Source organism: Streptacidiphilus sp. ASG 303 (assembly GCF_020991365.1).
GTDB lineage: Bacteria > Actinomycetota > Actinomycetes > Streptomycetales > Streptomycetaceae > Peterkaempfera.
The window spans coordinates 38,343-53,360 of record NZ_JAJLRA010000028.1 but is presented as its reverse complement, the minus strand read 5'-3'; the positions used below and the strand labels follow the sequence as shown (position 1 = coordinate 53,360).

The following is a 15,018-nucleotide window of genomic DNA, read 5'->3' as shown; positions in this document are numbered from 1 at the left end:
GGTGGAAGTGGTCCCCGTCCCCGTGGAGCGTGAGCGGCGGCCGCGCGGCCCCTACCGGCCCGCCGACCGACGGCGGCGCTTGCGCGACTCGATGAGCGTCTCCTGGACGTGCCGCAGCCTGCGGCCCTCCGCGTCGTGCCAGTGGCGCGTCCAGGTGCCGTCCGGGCCCAGGTGCCAGGAGGCGGTCTCGTCGGACATGCCGAGCTCGATGAGCCCGGCCAGTTCGGCCCGCTGCGCCGGGTCGGCGACGCGGACCAGGGCCTCGATGCGGCGGTCGAGGTTGCGGTGCATCATGTCGGCGCTGCCGATCCACACCTCGGGGTCGCCGCCGTTGCCGAAGACGAAGATCCTGGAGTGCTCCAGGAAGCGCCCCAGCACGCTGCGGACCCGGATGTTCTCCGACAGCCCCGGCACGCCGGGCCGCACCGCGCAGATGCCGCGCACCCACACGTCGACGGGCACCCCGGCCTGCGAGGCCCGGTAGAGGGCGTCCACCAGGGTCTCGTCCACGATCGAGTTGACCTTGATCTGGACGCGGGCGGGCCGGCCGGCCCGGTGGTGGGCGATCTCGTCGTGGATGCGGGAGACCAGGCCGTCGCGCAGCCCGCGCGGCGCCACCAGCAGCCGGCGGTAGGACTCGCGGCGGGAGTAGCCCGAGAGGCGGTTGAACAGGTCCGACAGGTCGGCCCCGACCTGCGGGTCCGAGGTGAGCAGGCCCAGGTCCTCGTAGAGGCGGGCGGTCTTCGGGTGGTAGTTGCCGGTGCCGACGTGCGCGTACCGGCGCAGCGTCTCGCCCTCCTGCCGTACCACCAGCGAGAGCTTGCAGTGCGTCTTCAGCCCGACCAGGCCGTAGACGACGTGGCAGCCCGCCTCCTCCAGCTTGCGGGCCCACTTGATGTTGGCCTGCTCGTCGAACCGGGCCTTGATCTCCACCAGGACCAGCACCTGCTTGCCGGCCTCGGCGGCGTCGATCAGGGCGTCCACGATCGGTGAGTCGCCGCTGGTGCGGTACAGCGTCTGCTTGATCGCGAGCACGTGCGGGTCGGCGGCGGCCTGCTCCAGGAACGCCTGCACCGAGGTGGAGAAGGAGTCGTACGGGTGGTGCAGCAGCACGTCCCGCTCGCGCAGGGCGGCGAAGACGTCCGGCGCGGACGCCGACTCCACGTCGGCCAGGCCGCGCGCCGTGCCCGCCACGAACTTCGGGTACAGCAGGTCGGGCCGGTCCTGGGCGGCCAGGCCGAACAGGCCGGTGAGGTCGAGCGGGCCGGGCAGCGGGTAGACCTCGGCCTCGCTGATGTTCAGCTCGCGGACCAGCAGGTCCAGCACGTACGGGTCGATGGACTCCTCGACCTCCAGGCGCACCGGCGGGCCGAAGCGCCGCCGCATGAGCTCCTTCTCCAGCGCCTTGAGGATGTTCTCGGCGTCGTCCTCCTCGACCTCCAGATCCTCGTTGCGGGTGACCCGGAAGGCGTGGTGGGCGAGCACCTCCATGCCCGGGAACAGCTCCTCCAGGTGGGCCCCCATGACGTCCTCCAGCGGCACGTACCGCTGCGGCGACGCCTCCAGGAAGCGGTGGAGCGACTGGGGCACCTTCACGCGGGCGAAGTGCTTGTGGCCCGACAGCGGGTTGCGGACCACGACCGCCAGGTTGAGGGAGAGGCCCGATATGTACGGGAAGGGGTGCGCCGGGTCGACCGCCAGCGGCGTGAGCACGGGGAAGATGTTCTGCCGGAACAGGGTGTGCAGGCGGGCCTGCTCCGCGTCCGTGAGGTCCGACCAGCGCACCAGCTCGATGCCCTCGGCCGCCAGCTCCGGCAGCACGTCCTGCTGGAAGGCGGCGGCGTGCCTGGCCATGAGCTCCCGCGAGCGGGTCCAGATCAGGTCCAGCACCTCGCGGGGCTGCAGGCCCGACGCGGAGCGCTGGGCGACGCCGGTCGCGATGCGGCGCTTGAGGCCCGCCACCCGCACCATGAAGAACTCGTCCATGTTGCTCGCGAAGATCGCCAGGAACTTGGTGCGCTCCAGCAGCGGGGTGTCCGGGTCCTCGGCGAGCTCCAGCACCCGCTCGTTGAACGCCAGCCAACTGCGCTCCCGGTCGAGGAAGCGGCCCTGCGGCAGCTCCTCCTCGAACTCCGGGAAGACCTCCTCGGGCACGTCCCCGTCCACCAGGGCGGTGCCGGGCGGCAGCGGGATGCCCAGCGTCGCGGTCACACCGCCGTTCGGCGGCTGCTCGACGGCCGGGCGGGCGGGACGCGGGGTGCTGCTCATGGTCTCCAGCTCCTCCTGCACGGCGACGTCCGGCGATACCGGCTCATTCCTCGCATACCCCGCAGGGCGCTCCCGGACCGCCGGGGGCGCCGCGGCGAGTCCGGGCGCGGGGAGGGCACTGCCGGCGTCGTCCCGTGATCTTCGCAACAGTGGTTGAATCCACGGTAAACAGCGCGTGGCCGCCAGGGAAGCTCGGGCGGTCGCGCTGTCCACACGCCGGTCACCTGCGGTGACGCACCGGGGCACGGGCCCCGGGTCACGTGTCCCGGGTCACGCGCCCGGGGTGCGGTACATCAGGTCCACCTCGTGCGTGGCGAAGCCCATCCGCTCGTACACCCGCAGCGCGGCCGGGTTGTCCGCGTCGACGTACAGCACCGCGGTCCGCAGCCCCCGGTCGGCGGCCAGGTGGCGCAGGCCCACCGCGGTCAGCGCCCGTCCGAGGCCGCCGCCCTGCCCGGCCGGGTCCACACCGAGCACGTACACCTCGCCGACCTGCTCCTGGCCCGGGGTGCGGGGGGCCACCTTCGTCCAGTGGAAGCCGACCAGCGCCTCGCCCCCGGGCGTGTCGCGGACGGCCAGGAAGAAGCCCGCCGGGTCGAACCACGGCTCGTCGAGCCGCTCCGCCAGGTCGCGGGCGGTCCAGGCGCCCTGCTCGGGGTGGTGGGCGAAGGCCGCGGCGTTCAGCCGCAGCCACGCCTCGTCGTCCTCGCCCGGCCGGAACGTCCGCACCGACACGCCCTCGGGCAGCGGCGGCTGCGGCAGCTCCGCGTCCAGGGCGGGCCCCGCCGGCGGCAGCGGGCGCCGCAGCTGCCGCAGCTCCCGGAACAGCTCCAGCCCGAGGGACTCCGCGAGGTGCCGGGCTGCCGGGTGGCCGCCGTGCGCCCAGAGCCGCACGGCGCCGCCGGCCTCCGCCACCGCCGCCCGCGCCAGCACCCGGCCGTGGCCGCGGCCGCGGTGGGACGGGTCGACCACCAGCTCCACGACGGGCGCCCGGCCCCCGGCCGAGCCGTCGAGCTGCGCGTAGCCGACCAGGGTGCCGTAGCCGTCGTGCTGGAGCAGGTGCCGCACCCCGGCCCGCTCGGCGCGCAGGTGCAGCCGGCCCTGCTCGGACACCGCCTCCCTGCCGTCCTCGCGGGCGGCCGTCTCCAGCAGCGCGCCGATCAGCCGGGCGTCGTCCGGCAGCGGCACGGCGACGGTCTCGATGCGGTCCTCGTCGGGGCTGGTCCCCGCGGCAGCAGCGTCCATGGTCATGACCTTACGGCTGTCCCGCCGCCGGATGTTTGAACCGGCCCCGGGACCCGCGCGTAGAGGACGGCAGCGCCCGGCGGACCACCACTTGCGGCGGGCCCATCGCCTCTACTCCCCCGATGGAGGGCATAGCACCATGAGCCAGCACCAGCGCGCTCGGCGCAGGGGCCGTACGGTGGCCATCGGCGTGGCCGCCGCCTTAGCACTGGGAGGCGGGGGATACGCCGCCTTCACCGCGAGTGCCAATGCGGACGACAACGTGGCCGGGGCCACCATCGCCTGTCCGCGCGTGAACGAGATGATCGGGGCCGTCCCCGCCCAGGCGCAGAACGAGGTGAACAGCAACCTCGCGCTCCTCGACCAGCAGGTCGCCGAGGCCAACCGGCGGCTCGCCTCCTCACAGGGCCAGGGCGGCCCGAACTTCGTGCAGAACGCCATCCTCGGCCCGCTGCGCGACAAGCGGGTCTCCACCCTCGACCGGATCGCCATCGCCATCGGCCGCACCGGCGCCCAGCGGCCGCAGGGCCTGCAGAACCTGGCGGACTGCTCCCTGCAGAACGGCGGGGGCCAGAACCAGGGCGGCCAGAACAACGGGGGCCAGAACCAGGGCGGCCAGAACCAGGGATCCGCCGACGCCGGCCAGGTCCAGGGCAACCAGGGCCAGGCGCAGAACGGCGCCGGCGGCATCGCCTGCCCCGACGTGAAGGGCGCCGTCGGCAACGTCCCCGCCCGGGCGCAGAACGAGGTGAACCGGAACCTGGCGCTCCTCGACCGGCAGGTCGCCGAGGCCGACCGGCGGCTCGCCTCCTCGCAGGGCCAGGGCGGCCCGAACTTCGTGCAGAACGCCATCCTCGGCCCGCTGAAGAGCAAGCGGGTGGCGACGCTCGACCGGATCGCCATCGCCATCGGCCGTACCGGCGCCCAGCGGCCCCGGGGCCTGAACAACCTCGCGGCCTGCGCGCTGCAGAACGGCGGCCAGAACCAGGGAGGCCAGAACCAGGGCGGCCAGAACGGCGGGGGCCAGAACAACGGCAACGTCAACGCCGGCCAGAACAACGGCGGCAACCAGAACCAGGGCGGCGGTATCAGCCCCGACGGCTTCGCCAACGGCCTCTCCGCGGCCGACTTCGCCGACATCCGCACCGGCACCCCGGCCAACGATCCCAACCTCGCCGCCGGCCCGGCCTCCGGCACCTTCACCTCCAACTGCGGGGTGAGCGACCACAACAACCCCGCCAACTTCATCGTCGCCCCCGGTGTCGCCAACGGCGCCCACCACGTGCACGACTACGTGGGCAACAGGACCAGCGACGGCTTCTCCACCAACGACAGCCTCCTCGCGGGAGGCACCACCTGCGCCGAGCAGCAGGACAAGTCGGCGTACTACTGGCCCGTCCTGCGCCTCACCCGGGCCGGCGACCAGGGCGACGCCAACGAGCTGGGCGGCCAGGGGGACAAGAACATCGGCACCAAGCTCCGCGCGAGCAGCGTCAAGCTGGAGTTCCGCGGCAGCCTGACGGCCAAGGTCGTCGCGATGCCGCAGTTCCTCCGCATCATCACCGGCGACGCCAAGGCCGCCGTCACCAACGGCCCCGCCAACGCGAAGGCCCAGTGGAGCTGCAGCAACGCCCTCAACCTGCGGCTGAAGGACAAGTACCCGCTGTGCGGCGGCGCCCGGACGGTCCGCATCCTGGACTTCCCCAGCTGCTGGGACGGGCAGAACACGGACAGCGCCAACCACCGCACCCACGTGGTCTTCCCGGGCGGCGACGGCGCCTGCCCGAACGGCTTCCGGGCCATCCCGCAGCTGCGCATGACGCTCAGCTACCAGATCCCGCAGGGCGCCAGGTTCGCGCTGGACAGCTTCCCCGAGGAGCTGCACAAGGCGGTCACCGACCACGGCGACTTCGTCAACGTGATGTCCAGTGAGCTGATGAACAAGGCCGTCAACTGCATCAACGCTGGCCAGAACTGCACCTGACGCACCGTCGTGCCACGGCCGGCACCCGATGCGGGCGCCGGGCCGGTCCCCTCGACCGGCCCGGCGCCGCCGCGTTCCCGCGCCGTTCCCGCACCGCCGCGGCGCCGGGCGTACGGCGGTCGGAAACCACACCGTTACCCGAAGGACCCTGACAGCTACGCGCGTTGACCCTAGGCTTCCCCCGACACTCCCGTGCCTCGTCCCAAGGTGAAGGGGACCCCCTTGCCCGAGACCATCAGAACCGGCGCCCGCCGGAGCCGCCTCCTGCTGACCGCAGCGGCCTCCGCGGGACTGGTCGCCCTGGCGATCCCGGCGGCGACCGCCTCCGCCGCCGACGCGCAGCCCGCCCCGGCCGGCCTCGCCGCCCAGCGCATCGACGACCTGCAGCTGCTGGCGATCAACGACTTCCACGGAAACCTGGAGCCCCCCGCGGGCTCCTCCGGGACCATCAAGGAGAAGGACGCCTCCGGCGCCGTCGTCTCCACCCCGGCCGGCGGCGTCGAGTACCTCGCCACCGCGCTGCGCCAGGCCCGCGAGGGCCACAAGCACTCGCTCACCGTGGCCGCCGGAGACATCGTGGGCGCCAGCCCGCTGCTGTCCGGCCTCTTCCACGACGAGCCGACCGTCGAGGCGATGAACAAGATCGGCCTCGACGTCACCAGCGTCGGCAACCACGAGTTCGACGAGGGCTCGGCCGAGCTGCTGCGCCTCCAGAACGGCGGCTGCCACCCGACCGACGGCTGCTACGCCGAGGGCCGGAAGTTCAAGGGCGCGAAGTTCGACTACCTCGCCGCCAACGTCACCAGCGAGGCGACCGGCAAGCCGCTGCTGGCCCCGTACTGGGTCAAGAACGTGCACGGCGTGAAGGTCGGCTTCATCGGGGTCACCCTGGAGGGCACCCCGAACATCGTCACCGCGGCCGGCGTCAAGGGCCTGAAGTTCGGCGACGAGGTCGAGACGATCAACCGGTACACCGCCGAGCTGAAGCAGCAGGGCGTGCGGACCATCGTGGCCCTGGTGCACGAGGGCGGCTACCCGGCCGGCAACACCTACGACGCGGACTGCGACTCACCGGGCGCCGGCGCCGGCATCTCCGGTCCGATCGTGGACATCGCGAAGAACGTCGACCCCGAGGTCGACGCCATCGTCACCGGCCACACCCACAACGCGTACAACTGCACCATCCCGGACCCGGCCGGCCAGCCCCGCCGGGTGACCAGCGCCGCCTCCTTCGGGCGCCTGTACACCGAGATCGACCTGCCCATCGACCACGCCACCGGCGACGTCGTCCGCAGCTCGGTCACGGCCGCCAACCACGTGGTCCGCCGGACGGTCCCCAAGGCCGCCGACCTGACCGACCTGATCGCGTACTACCAGCGGATCGCCGCCCCGATCGCCGGCCGGACCGTCGGCTACATCTCGGCGGACATCAACGGGCGCGGCAGCGACGCCTACGAGAAGCCGCTCGGCGACGTGATCGCCGACGCCCAGCTGGAGGGCCTGGCGCCCGCCGACAAGGGCGGCGCCCAGATCGCCCTCATGAACCCCGGCGGCATCCGCGCCGACCTGGTCCAGAAGGCGTCCGGCACCGAGGGCGACGGCGTGGTGACCTACGCCGAGGCCTTCGCCGTGCAGCCGTTCACCAACATGATGAACGTGGTCGACCTGACCGGCGCCCAGGTGGTCGCCGCCCTGCAGCAGCAGGTCAGCGGCTCCAACCTCGCCGCGCCGAAGATCCTCCAGGTCTCGAGGGGCCTCACCTACACGCTGGACCTCACCAAGGCCGGCGCGGACCGGGTCGTGGCCTCCTCGATCCGGCTGAACGGCGAGCCGATCGACCCGGCCCGCACCTACCGCGTCGCCATGAACGAGTTCCTGGCGGGCGGCGGCGACGGCTTCCCGGCCCTCGCCCAGGGCACGAACAAGCTGGTCGGCCCGTCCGACCTGGACCTGTTCACCGCCTACCTCACCGCGCACTCCTCGGCGGCGTCCCCGCTGGCCCCGCCGGCGCAGGACCGCATCACGGTCGTCGGCCCCGGCACCGCCCAGGGCTGACGAGGCGTCACCACCTCCGGCGGGCGCGGTGCTCAGGCACCGCGCCCGCCGTCGTCGTCCCCGCCCCGCCCCGGCGGGCCGGGCGGGTCCCCCGGCGCGGGCGGCACCGGCGAGCCCGGCAGCCGCACCACGGCCTCGGTGCCGGCGCCCCCGTCCGGCGGCGCCCCCAGCGCGACCTCGCCGCCGCCGTCGCGCACGGCCTGGGCGACGATGGAGAGCCCCAGGCCCGAGCCCGGCAGCTGCCGCGACGACGGCGAGCGCCAGAACCGGTCGAAGACGTAGGGGAGCTCGTCCGGGGCGATGCCCGGCCCCCGGTCGCGGACCGCGAGCCTGCCGCCGGAGAGCGCCACGTCCACCGTGCCGCCGGGCGGGCTGTACTTCACGGCGTTGTCCAGCAGGTTGACCACCGCCCGCTCCAGCGCGTGGGCGTCGCCCCGCACGTACCAGGACTCCAGCCGCACCTCGAAGCGCAGTCCCGGGCCGCGCAGCCGCCCCCGGTCCACGGCGCGGGCGGCGACCTCGTGCAGGGCGACGACCGACGCCTCCCCGTCGGAGCGGCCGGCCGCGGGCCGGGACAGCTCCAGCAGGTCGCCGATGAGCGTCGAGAGCTCGCCCATCTGGGCCTTCATGCTCCCCAGCAGCCGGGTGCGGGTCTCCGGCGGCAGCGGACGGCCGGTGGAGTCGCTGCGGACCAGCAGGTCCACGTTGGTGCGCAGCGAGGTCAGCGGCGTGCGCAGCTCGTGGCCGGCGTCGGCGACCAGCCGGGTCTGCCGGTCCCGGGAGGCGGCGAGGGCCGTGCTCATGGCGTTGAACGACTCGCTGAGCCGGGCGATCTCGTCCCGGCCCTCGACGGGGATGGTGGTGCCGACCTCCTCGGTGCGGGCGATGTGCTCCACCACGTCGGTGAGGCGGTCGACCGGCTTGAGCGAGGCCCGCGCGACCACCAGGCCCGCGCTGGAGGCCATGACCACGCCGCAGGCGGCGACGAGCGCGAGCCGCAGGGCCAGGGAGCCCAGCTGCCCGTCCACCTCCCCGGTCGGCGTGGCGACGGCGAGGGCCACCCCCGGGCCGATGTTGCGGGTGTAGACGCGGACCTCCGTGCCGTTGGCGAGGGTCCCGTAGCGGAACCGGCCGCCGCCGGGCTCCCCCGCGACCTCGCGGTCGGCCGCGGTGGCGGTCACGCCCCTGAGCCGGTCGGCGTCCTCGCGCGCGGAGCTGCAGGCGTGCCCGTCGGCGAGGACCACGGTCGGTGTGGCGTCGGCCTGCCGCAGCCCCCGCGGCCCCCGCGGGTCGACGCAGAACTGCCGGACCGCCTGGTCGGGGCTGAAGAGCACGTCCGGGGGCAGGGCGAAGGTCGCCCGGAGCCGGTCCTCGCGCTGCTTGTACAGCTGCTTGCGGACCAGCAGCCAGCAGGAGAGCGCCGACACCGCCACCGCCACCGCCACGGCCAGCGCCGTGAGGAGGGCGAGCCGGCGGCGCAGCGGCGCGCGGCGGAACCAGCCGGCGGCGGGGAGGGCGGGGCGCCTCATCGCCGGGCTCAGCCGGCCCGGCCGGCGGCGCGCAGCGCGTAGCCGACGCCCCGGACGGTGTGGATGAGGCGGGGCCCGCCGCCGGCCTCGGTCTTGCGCCGCAGGTACATCACGTACACGTCCAGGGAGTTGGAGGAGGGCTCGAAGTCGAAGCCCCACACGGCCTTGAGGATCTGCTCGCGGGTGAGGACCTGCCGGGGGTGGGAGAGGAACATCTCCAGCAGCATGAACTCGGTGCGGGTCAGCTCCACGGGCCGCCCGTCGCGGGTGACCTCGCGGGTCGCGGTGTCCATCCGCAGGCCCTCGAAGGCGAGGACCTCCCCGCCGGCCGCCTCCTCCAGCCGGGCCGCCTCGGCGGCGAGGGCGCCGCGGCGCAGCAGGGCGCGGACCCGGGCCAGCAGCTCGTCCAGCTCGAAGGGCTTGGCGAGGTAGTCGTCCGCCCCGACGTCCAGGCCGGTGACGCGGTCGCCGACGGCGTCGCGCGCGGTGAGCATCAGCACCGGCACGGTGTCGCCGCGCGACCGCATCCGGCGGACCGCGGTGAGGCCGTCCATCCGCGGCATCATGACGTCGAGCAGCACCAGGCCGGGCCGCTCGCGCTCGACGGCGGCCAGCGCCTCCAGGCCGTCGGAGGCGGTGCGCACGTCGTAGCCCTCGAAGGCGAGGCTGCTCTCCAGGGCGTCGCGCAGGGCGGGCTCGTCGTCGACCACGAGGATGCGGGCGGCGCTGCCGGCCGCCTCGGGGCGGCCGCGGTCGGCGTCGGGGGGCGTCATGGGGGCTCTCCGGGGTGGGGTGCGGTGCCGGGGCGGTCCGCCGTACGGGGCTACGGGCGCACGGGCCGCGGCGTCGTGCTCCGGGCGCGGGTGCAGGGGGCCATTGTCCGCCGCCGCGGTGCGGGGCCGCGACGGCCGGCCGGTGCCGATCAGGCGGACAGGGTGCGGCCGGCCTCGAGCTGGGGGAGGACCTTCCGCACGTCGTCCACCGGGATGGCGAAGCCGAGGCCGACGGAGCCGGACCCGCCGCCGGCGGCGGCGCCGGAGCCCGTGCCCCCGTCCGGCGGGGAGTACATCGCGGAGTTGATCCCGACCACCCGGCCGGAGGCGTCGATCAGCGGACCGCCGGAGTTGCCGGGGTTGAGCGCCGCGTCGGTCTGCAGCGCCCGGTAGGTGGCGGTGGAGGAGCCGCCCGAGGAGCCCTGGGAGCCCTGGGCGCCCTGGGTGCCGGACGCGCCGGGCAGGTGCGGGTACCCGAAGCCTCCGTTGCCGCGGGTCGACTCCTCGTCGACCTCCACCGTGACCTCGCGGTCCTTGGCGCTGACGATGCCCGAGGTGACGGTGCCGGTGAGGCCCTCGGGCGAGCCGATCGCCACCACGGGGTCCCCGACGGCGACCGCGTCGGAGTCGCCGAGGACGGCCGGGGTCAGGCCGTGGACGCCGGAGGCCTCGACCACGGCGACGTCCAGCGCCCTGTCGGTGCCGCCCACCGCCGCACGCGCGGTGGAGCCGTCGTGGAACGTGACCGTCACCGTGCCGCCGCCGCCGACCGCGCCGGAGACCACGTGGTAGTTGGTGAGGATCCGGCCGCCGGAGGTGAGGACGATCCCGGTCCCGGTGGCGGTGCCGCCCGCCGACCGCACGGAGATCTCGACCACGCTGGGGGAGACGGCCGCGGCGACGGCGGCGGCCGACGGGGCGCCGGACGAGGTCCGCTCGGCGACGGTGCGCACCACGGCGGCCCCCGCCGCGCCGGAGCCGCCGTCCCGGCGGGCGGCGACCAGTCCGCCGCCGACCGCGCCCGCGGCGGCGGCCAGCACGGCGACCGCCGCGACCAGGGCGGCGGGGCCGGCCGCCCGGCGCCTGCGGCCCCGGTGGCCGGGCGCGGCGGGGGAGGGGGCGGCCGGCGGGGGCGGGGGCGGCGGTCCGTCGGGACCGCCGTGGCCGCCGGTGCCGGGGGCGTGCCCGACGACGGTTCCCTCCAGGACCCGCGGCGGGTCGTGGGGCCGGTCCGCGCCGGCGGTGCCGGCCGGGCCGGCTGTGCCGACCGGGCCGTCGGGGGTGGAGGGGGTGCCGGGGGTGCCCGTCCTGTCCGTACCGGCCGTGCCGCCGGTACCGTGCTGCTGCTCGTCCATGCCGACCAGGCTCCGCCCCGCACGTGAGAGCGCGATGAGAGCCGGGTCAGAAGCGCCCGAGAAGCCCGCCGGGTCCGCGGGGGCGCCGGCGCGGCGGGACGTCGGTCACGGGCAGCCGCAGGAGCGGCGGACGACCAGCCGGTTGGGGAACTGCCGGACCCGCTCGGTCTCCGAGCCCGGCACCAGCAGCGAGTCGTCCAGCACCAGGTCGACGGCGGCGCGGGCCATGGCGTCCCGGTCGGAGGCGACCGTGGTCAGCGGCGGGTCGCAGAACGCGGCCTCGGGGATGTCGTCGAAGCCGACCACCGCCAGGTCCTCCGGCACCCGCACCCCCGCCTCCCGGGCCGCGCGCAGCACGCCGACGGCCTGGTCGTCGGTGGAGCAGAAGACCGCGGGCGGCCGGTCCGGCGAGCGCAGCAGGTCCAGTGCCACCTTGTAGGCCCCGTACCGGTCGAAGGGCGCCTCGACGAGCCGGCGGCGCGGCTCGGCGACGCCGTGCGCCTCCATGGCCCGCAGCCAGCCCTCGATGTGGTCCACCACCGGGTCGCCCGGCGCCGGGGAGGCCACCGGGCCGCCGAAGCAGGCGACGTACGGGTGGCCGTGGACCTCCAGCAGGTGGCGCACCGCGTTCTCGGCGCCGCCCACGTCGTCGGTGACCACCGCGACGTCGTCGATGGCCTCGGGGCGGCGGTGCAGCAGCACCACCCGGGCCCCCTCCATGGCGGCGAACTCCTCCGCGGCCCGCTCCGAGGGGCCCTGGCTCACCAGGATCAGCCCGGAGACCCGCATGCCGAGGAAGGCGCGGACGTAGTGGACCTCGCGGTCGTCCACGTAGTCGGAGTTGCCGATCAGCACCAGCTTGCCCCGCTCGGAGGCGACCCGCTCCACGGCGTGCGCCAGCTCGGCGAAGAACGGCTGGCGGGCGTCGGGCACCACCATGCCGATCAGGTTGGTGCGGCGGCTGGCCATGGCCTGCGCCACGCTGTTGGGCCGGTAGCCGAGCTGCTCGATGGCGGCGAGCACGCGCTCCTTCGTCGCGGGCGCGACGGGGCGCGGACCGTTGTTGATGACATAGCTGACGACCGCGGTCGAGGTACCTGCCAGCCTGGCCACATCGTCACGTGTCACCTTGGGCACGCGGGGATTCTACGCGTGTGGCGGCCGGTGCGGACCGGCTGTCCACCCCTTGGCGCGTCCGCGGTCCGGCGGCGGGCCCGGGACCGGTGGGCCGCTCCGGCCGGCGGGCCCGCCGGCCGGGCGCCCTCCCCCGGGCGCCCGGCCGCTCCGGGCCTGCGCGGCCGCGGCCGTTCAGGCCCGGCGGGGCGTTCCGGCCTGCTGCTCCTCCGCGTCGGTCCGGTCGGAGGAGGCCCGGTCGGCGGAGCTCCGGTCGGCGGAGGTCCGGTCGGCGGCCGACCGGTCGCCCTTCTCCGGCACGACGAAGCGGTAGCCGACGTTGCGCACCGTGCCGATCAGCTGCTCGTGCTCGGGTCCGAGCTTGGCCCGCAGCCGCCGCACGTGGACGTCGACCGTGCGGGTGCCGCCGAAGTAGTCGTAGCCCCACACCTCCTGGAGCAGCTGGGCGCGGGTGAAGACCCGGCCGGGGTGCTGCGCCAGGTACTTCAGCAGCTCGAACTCCTTGAAGGTGAGGTCCAGCACCCGGCCCTTGAGCTTCGCCGAGTAGGTGGCCTCGTCCACCGACAGGTCGCCGTTGCGGATCTCCATCGGGCTGTCGTCGGAGGTGATCTGGAGCCTGCCCGTGGCCAGGCGCAGCCGGGCCTCGACCTCGGCCGGCCCCGCCGTGTCGAGCAGGACGTCGTCGACGCCCCACTCGGCGGTGACGGCGGCCAGCCCGCCCTCGGTGACCACCAGGATCAGCGGGCAGCCGGGGCCGGTGGACCGCAGCAGCTGGCACAGGCTGCGGATCTGCGGCAGGTCGCGCCGCCCGTCGACGAGGATGACGTCGGCGCCGGGGGTGTCGACCAGGGCGGAGCCCTCGGCCGGGGCCACCCGGACGCTGTGCAGGAGCAGGCCGAGGGCGGGCAGCACCTCGGCGGACGGCTGGAGGGCGTTGGTCAGCAGGAGCAGTGAACTCATACCCGGCAGTCCCCTTTCCGGGTCGTCGCGGTCGCTTCCGGTCCGCTGCCGCCGCAGGCGGTGGACACAGGCGCGAGGGCCATGCGGGCGGAGGCGGCCGACGGCCGGCGGGGGGCGCGGCGCGCGGCGGGGACGGGACGGGGCCGGGGGTCCCGCGACCCTCGGCGTCTGCTCCCTGCTCCGCCTGCCATCCAACGACCCTTCCGGTGTCCTGCCCTCCCTCCCGCGGGAGCGGGGAGGAGGGCCCCGTACCGGGCGGCGGCCCGGGGCGGGATCGGCTCGGTGTCCGACCGCCGGGTGCACTCCGTCGTGCGGTGGCGGCCGGTCCGCCCGGGCGCGGCGGCACGGGCGGGTGCCGCGCTCCCGGACGTCCGTGCTGGCGTCCTCAAAGCACGAAAGGACCCGGGGGCGACTCTGCCCGGATCCTTCACGGGAACGAGAATAGCCGACATGACACCCACCGCGAAGGTCCGTGCCGGGGTCTCCTGGGGTGCGGGCGCCTGGAGCGCGCCCGCGGAGGCGCTGCTGACCGCGGCCGACGGCACGCGCGTCCACGCCGTCCACACCCCCGCCCGCGCCCTCCCGGGGGCCGCCCCGGGCGGCTCCGGTACGGCCTTCGTGGTCGCGCACGGGTTCACCGGGGCGGTGGAGCGCCCGGCCGTGCGGCGCGCCGTCGGCGTGCTCTCGCACCACGGCGGGGTGGTCGCGTTCTCGTTCCGCGGACACGGCCGTTCGGGTGGCCTGTCCACGGTCGGCGACCGCGAGGTGCTGGACCTGGAGGCCGCGGCGGCCTGGGCCCGGTCGCTCGGGTACCGGCGGATCGCCACCGTCGGCTTCTCCATGGGCGGCGCCGTCGTCGTCCGCCACGCGGCCCTGTACGGCGGGGTGGCGGCGGTGGCCGCGGTGAGCGCCCCCGCACGCTGGTACTACCGCGGCACGGCGCCCATGCGGCGGCTGCACCGGGTGGTGATGCACCCGCTGGGCCGCGCGGTGGCCCGGCACGGCCTGGGCACCCGCATCGATCCGCGGGACTGGGCCGAGGTGCCGGTGCCGCCGGTGGAGGCGGCCGGGATGCTGGGCGCGGTGCCGCTGCTGGTCGTGCACGGCGACCGGGACGCGTACTTCCCGCTCGACCACCCGAGGTCACTGCACGGGGCGGCGCGGGCGGCGGGCACGGAGTCCGAGCTGTGGATCGAGCCCGGGTTCGGCCACGCCGAGAACTCCGCGGGGGAGGAGCTGCTGCACCGGATCGCCGGCCGGCTCGCGGAGCGGGCGGCGGCGGCCGGGGAGCCGGCCCCGGCGGGGGCCGGGCGCACGGCAGGCCATGATGGACGGCGTGACGCGGCGGGCGGCGGCGCGTGAGGGCCGGCCCGGACGGCGGCGGGCGGCGAGGAGGAGGGGAGCCATGACGGAGGCACCGGCGGGCACGATCCGCTACTGGGCGGCGGCGAAGGCCGAGGCGGGCACGGCCGAGGAGCCGTACCGGGCCGCGACGCTGGCGGAGGCGCTGGAGCAGGCCCGGGAGCGGCACGCGGACCGGCCGCGCTTCGCGCGTGTCCTGGCGCACTGCTCGTTCCTGGTGGACGGCGACCCGGTGGGCGGCCGCGACCACGGCGCGGTGGCGCTGGCCGAGGGCGGCACGGTCGAGGTGCTGCCGCCGTTCGCGGGCGGCTGAGGGCCCGCCCGGCGGTTCGGGGACGCACTGCCGTTCGGAC

11 protein-coding genes are annotated in these 15,018 nt (G+C 75.4%); 4 read left to right on the top strand and 7 right to left on the bottom strand.

From position 1 onward, the window contains the following. Nucleotides 1–51: 51 nt before the first annotated feature. Complete coding sequence (locus LO771_RS25245) at nt 52–2,268, bottom strand: RNA degradosome polyphosphate kinase (RefSeq protein WP_230746788.1); 2,217 nt, start codon at nt 2,266–2,268, stop codon at nt 52–54. Nucleotides 2,269–2,538: 270 nt separating this feature from the next. Continuing rightward, the gene (gene mshD, locus LO771_RS25240; RefSeq protein ID WP_230746787.1) at nt 2,539–3,513 is read right to left on the bottom strand and encodes a mycothiol synthase; all 975 of its coding nucleotides are present in this window, start codon (nt 3,511–3,513) and stop codon (nt 2,539–2,541) included. Nucleotides 3,514–3,652: 139 nt separating this feature from the next. Here mshD and LO771_RS25235 point away from each other — a divergent pair, with 139 nt between their 5' ends. Next, entirely contained in the window at nt 3,653–5,497 is a 1,845-nt protein-coding gene (locus LO771_RS25235; RefSeq protein WP_230746786.1) for a DUF1996 domain-containing protein, read from the top strand. Between the two features lie 222 nt (nt 5,498–5,719). Next, complete coding sequence (locus tag LO771_RS25230) at nt 5,720–7,552, top strand: bifunctional UDP-sugar hydrolase/5'-nucleotidase (RefSeq protein WP_230746783.1); 1,833 nt, start codon at nt 5,720–5,722, stop codon at nt 7,550–7,552. A gap of 32 nt (nt 7,553–7,584) precedes the next feature. Here the strand turns inward: LO771_RS25230 and LO771_RS25225 are convergent, their stop codons facing one another. The 5 genes from LO771_RS25225 to LO771_RS25205 form a co-directional block, all read right to left on the bottom strand. Then, on the bottom strand, nt 7,585–9,081 hold the full coding sequence (locus LO771_RS25225) for a HAMP domain-containing sensor histidine kinase (protein WP_230746782.1): 1,497 nt from the start codon (nt 9,079–9,081) through the stop codon (nt 7,585–7,587). A gap of 8 nt (nt 9,082–9,089) precedes the next feature. Beyond that, nucleotides 9,090–9,854, bottom strand: coding sequence for a response regulator transcription factor (locus LO771_RS25220; protein WP_230746781.1), 765 nt, complete (start codon nt 9,852–9,854; stop codon nt 9,090–9,092). A 149-nt stretch (nt 9,855–10,003) separates the two neighbouring features. Next, a complete protein-coding gene (locus LO771_RS25215) occupies nt 10,004–11,209 on the bottom strand; it encodes a S1C family serine protease (RefSeq protein WP_230746780.1) in 1,206 nt (401 codons plus the stop codon). Nucleotides 11,210–11,314: 105 nt separating this feature from the next. Then, complete coding sequence (locus LO771_RS25210; RefSeq protein ID WP_230746779.1) at nt 11,315–12,346, bottom strand: LacI family DNA-binding transcriptional regulator; 1,032 nt, start codon at nt 12,344–12,346, stop codon at nt 11,315–11,317. Between the two features lie 171 nt (nt 12,347–12,517). Continuing rightward, nucleotides 12,518–13,303 carry a response regulator transcription factor gene (locus LO771_RS25205; protein WP_230746777.1) on the bottom strand — a complete coding sequence of 262 codons (786 nt, stop codon included), beginning with the start codon at nt 13,301–13,303 and terminating at the stop codon, nt 12,518–12,520. 450 nt (nt 13,304–13,753) lie between these two features. On the opposite strand from LO771_RS25205, the gene LO771_RS25200 reads away from it, so the two are divergent. Continuing rightward, entirely contained in the window at nt 13,754–14,665 is a 912-nt protein-coding gene (locus tag LO771_RS25200; RefSeq protein WP_230746776.1) for an alpha/beta hydrolase, read from the top strand. Nucleotides 14,666–14,708: 43 nt separating this feature from the next. Next, nucleotides 14,709–14,978 carry a MoaD/ThiS family protein gene (locus tag LO771_RS25195; RefSeq protein WP_230746772.1) on the top strand — a complete coding sequence of 90 codons (270 nt, stop codon included), beginning with the start codon at nt 14,709–14,711 and terminating at the stop codon, nt 14,976–14,978. Nucleotides 14,979–15,018: the final 40 nt, after the last annotated feature.

Coding starts and splice junctions, on each gene's coding strand:
- LO771_RS25245 (WP_230746788.1), bottom strand. CDS start 2,268: ATGAGCAGCACCCCGCGTCCCGCCCGCCCGGCCGTCGAGCAGCCGCCG.
- mshD (WP_230746787.1), bottom strand. CDS start 3,513: ATGGACGCTGCTGCCGCGGGGACCAGCCCCGACGAGGACCGCATCGAG.
- LO771_RS25235 (WP_230746786.1), top strand. CDS start 3,653: ATGAGCCAGCACCAGCGCGCTCGGCGCAGGGGCCGTACGGTGGCCATC.
- LO771_RS25225 (WP_230746782.1), bottom strand. CDS start 9,081: ATGAGGCGCCCCGCCCTCCCCGCCGCCGGCTGGTTCCGCCGCGCGCCG.
- LO771_RS25220 (WP_230746781.1), bottom strand. CDS start 9,854: ATGACGCCCCCCGACGCCGACCGCGGCCGCCCCGAGGCGGCCGGCAGC.
- LO771_RS25215 (WP_230746780.1), bottom strand. CDS start 11,209: ATGGACGAGCAGCAGCACGGTACCGGCGGCACGGCCGGTACGGACAGG.
- LO771_RS25205 (WP_230746777.1), bottom strand. CDS start 13,303: ATGAGTTCACTGCTCCTGCTGACCAACGCCCTCCAGCCGTCCGCCGAG.
- LO771_RS25200 (WP_230746776.1), top strand. CDS start 13,754: ATGACACCCACCGCGAAGGTCCGTGCCGGGGTCTCCTGGGGTGCGGGC.
- LO771_RS25195 (WP_230746772.1), top strand. CDS start 14,709: ATGACGGAGGCACCGGCGGGCACGATCCGCTACTGGGCGGCGGCGAAG.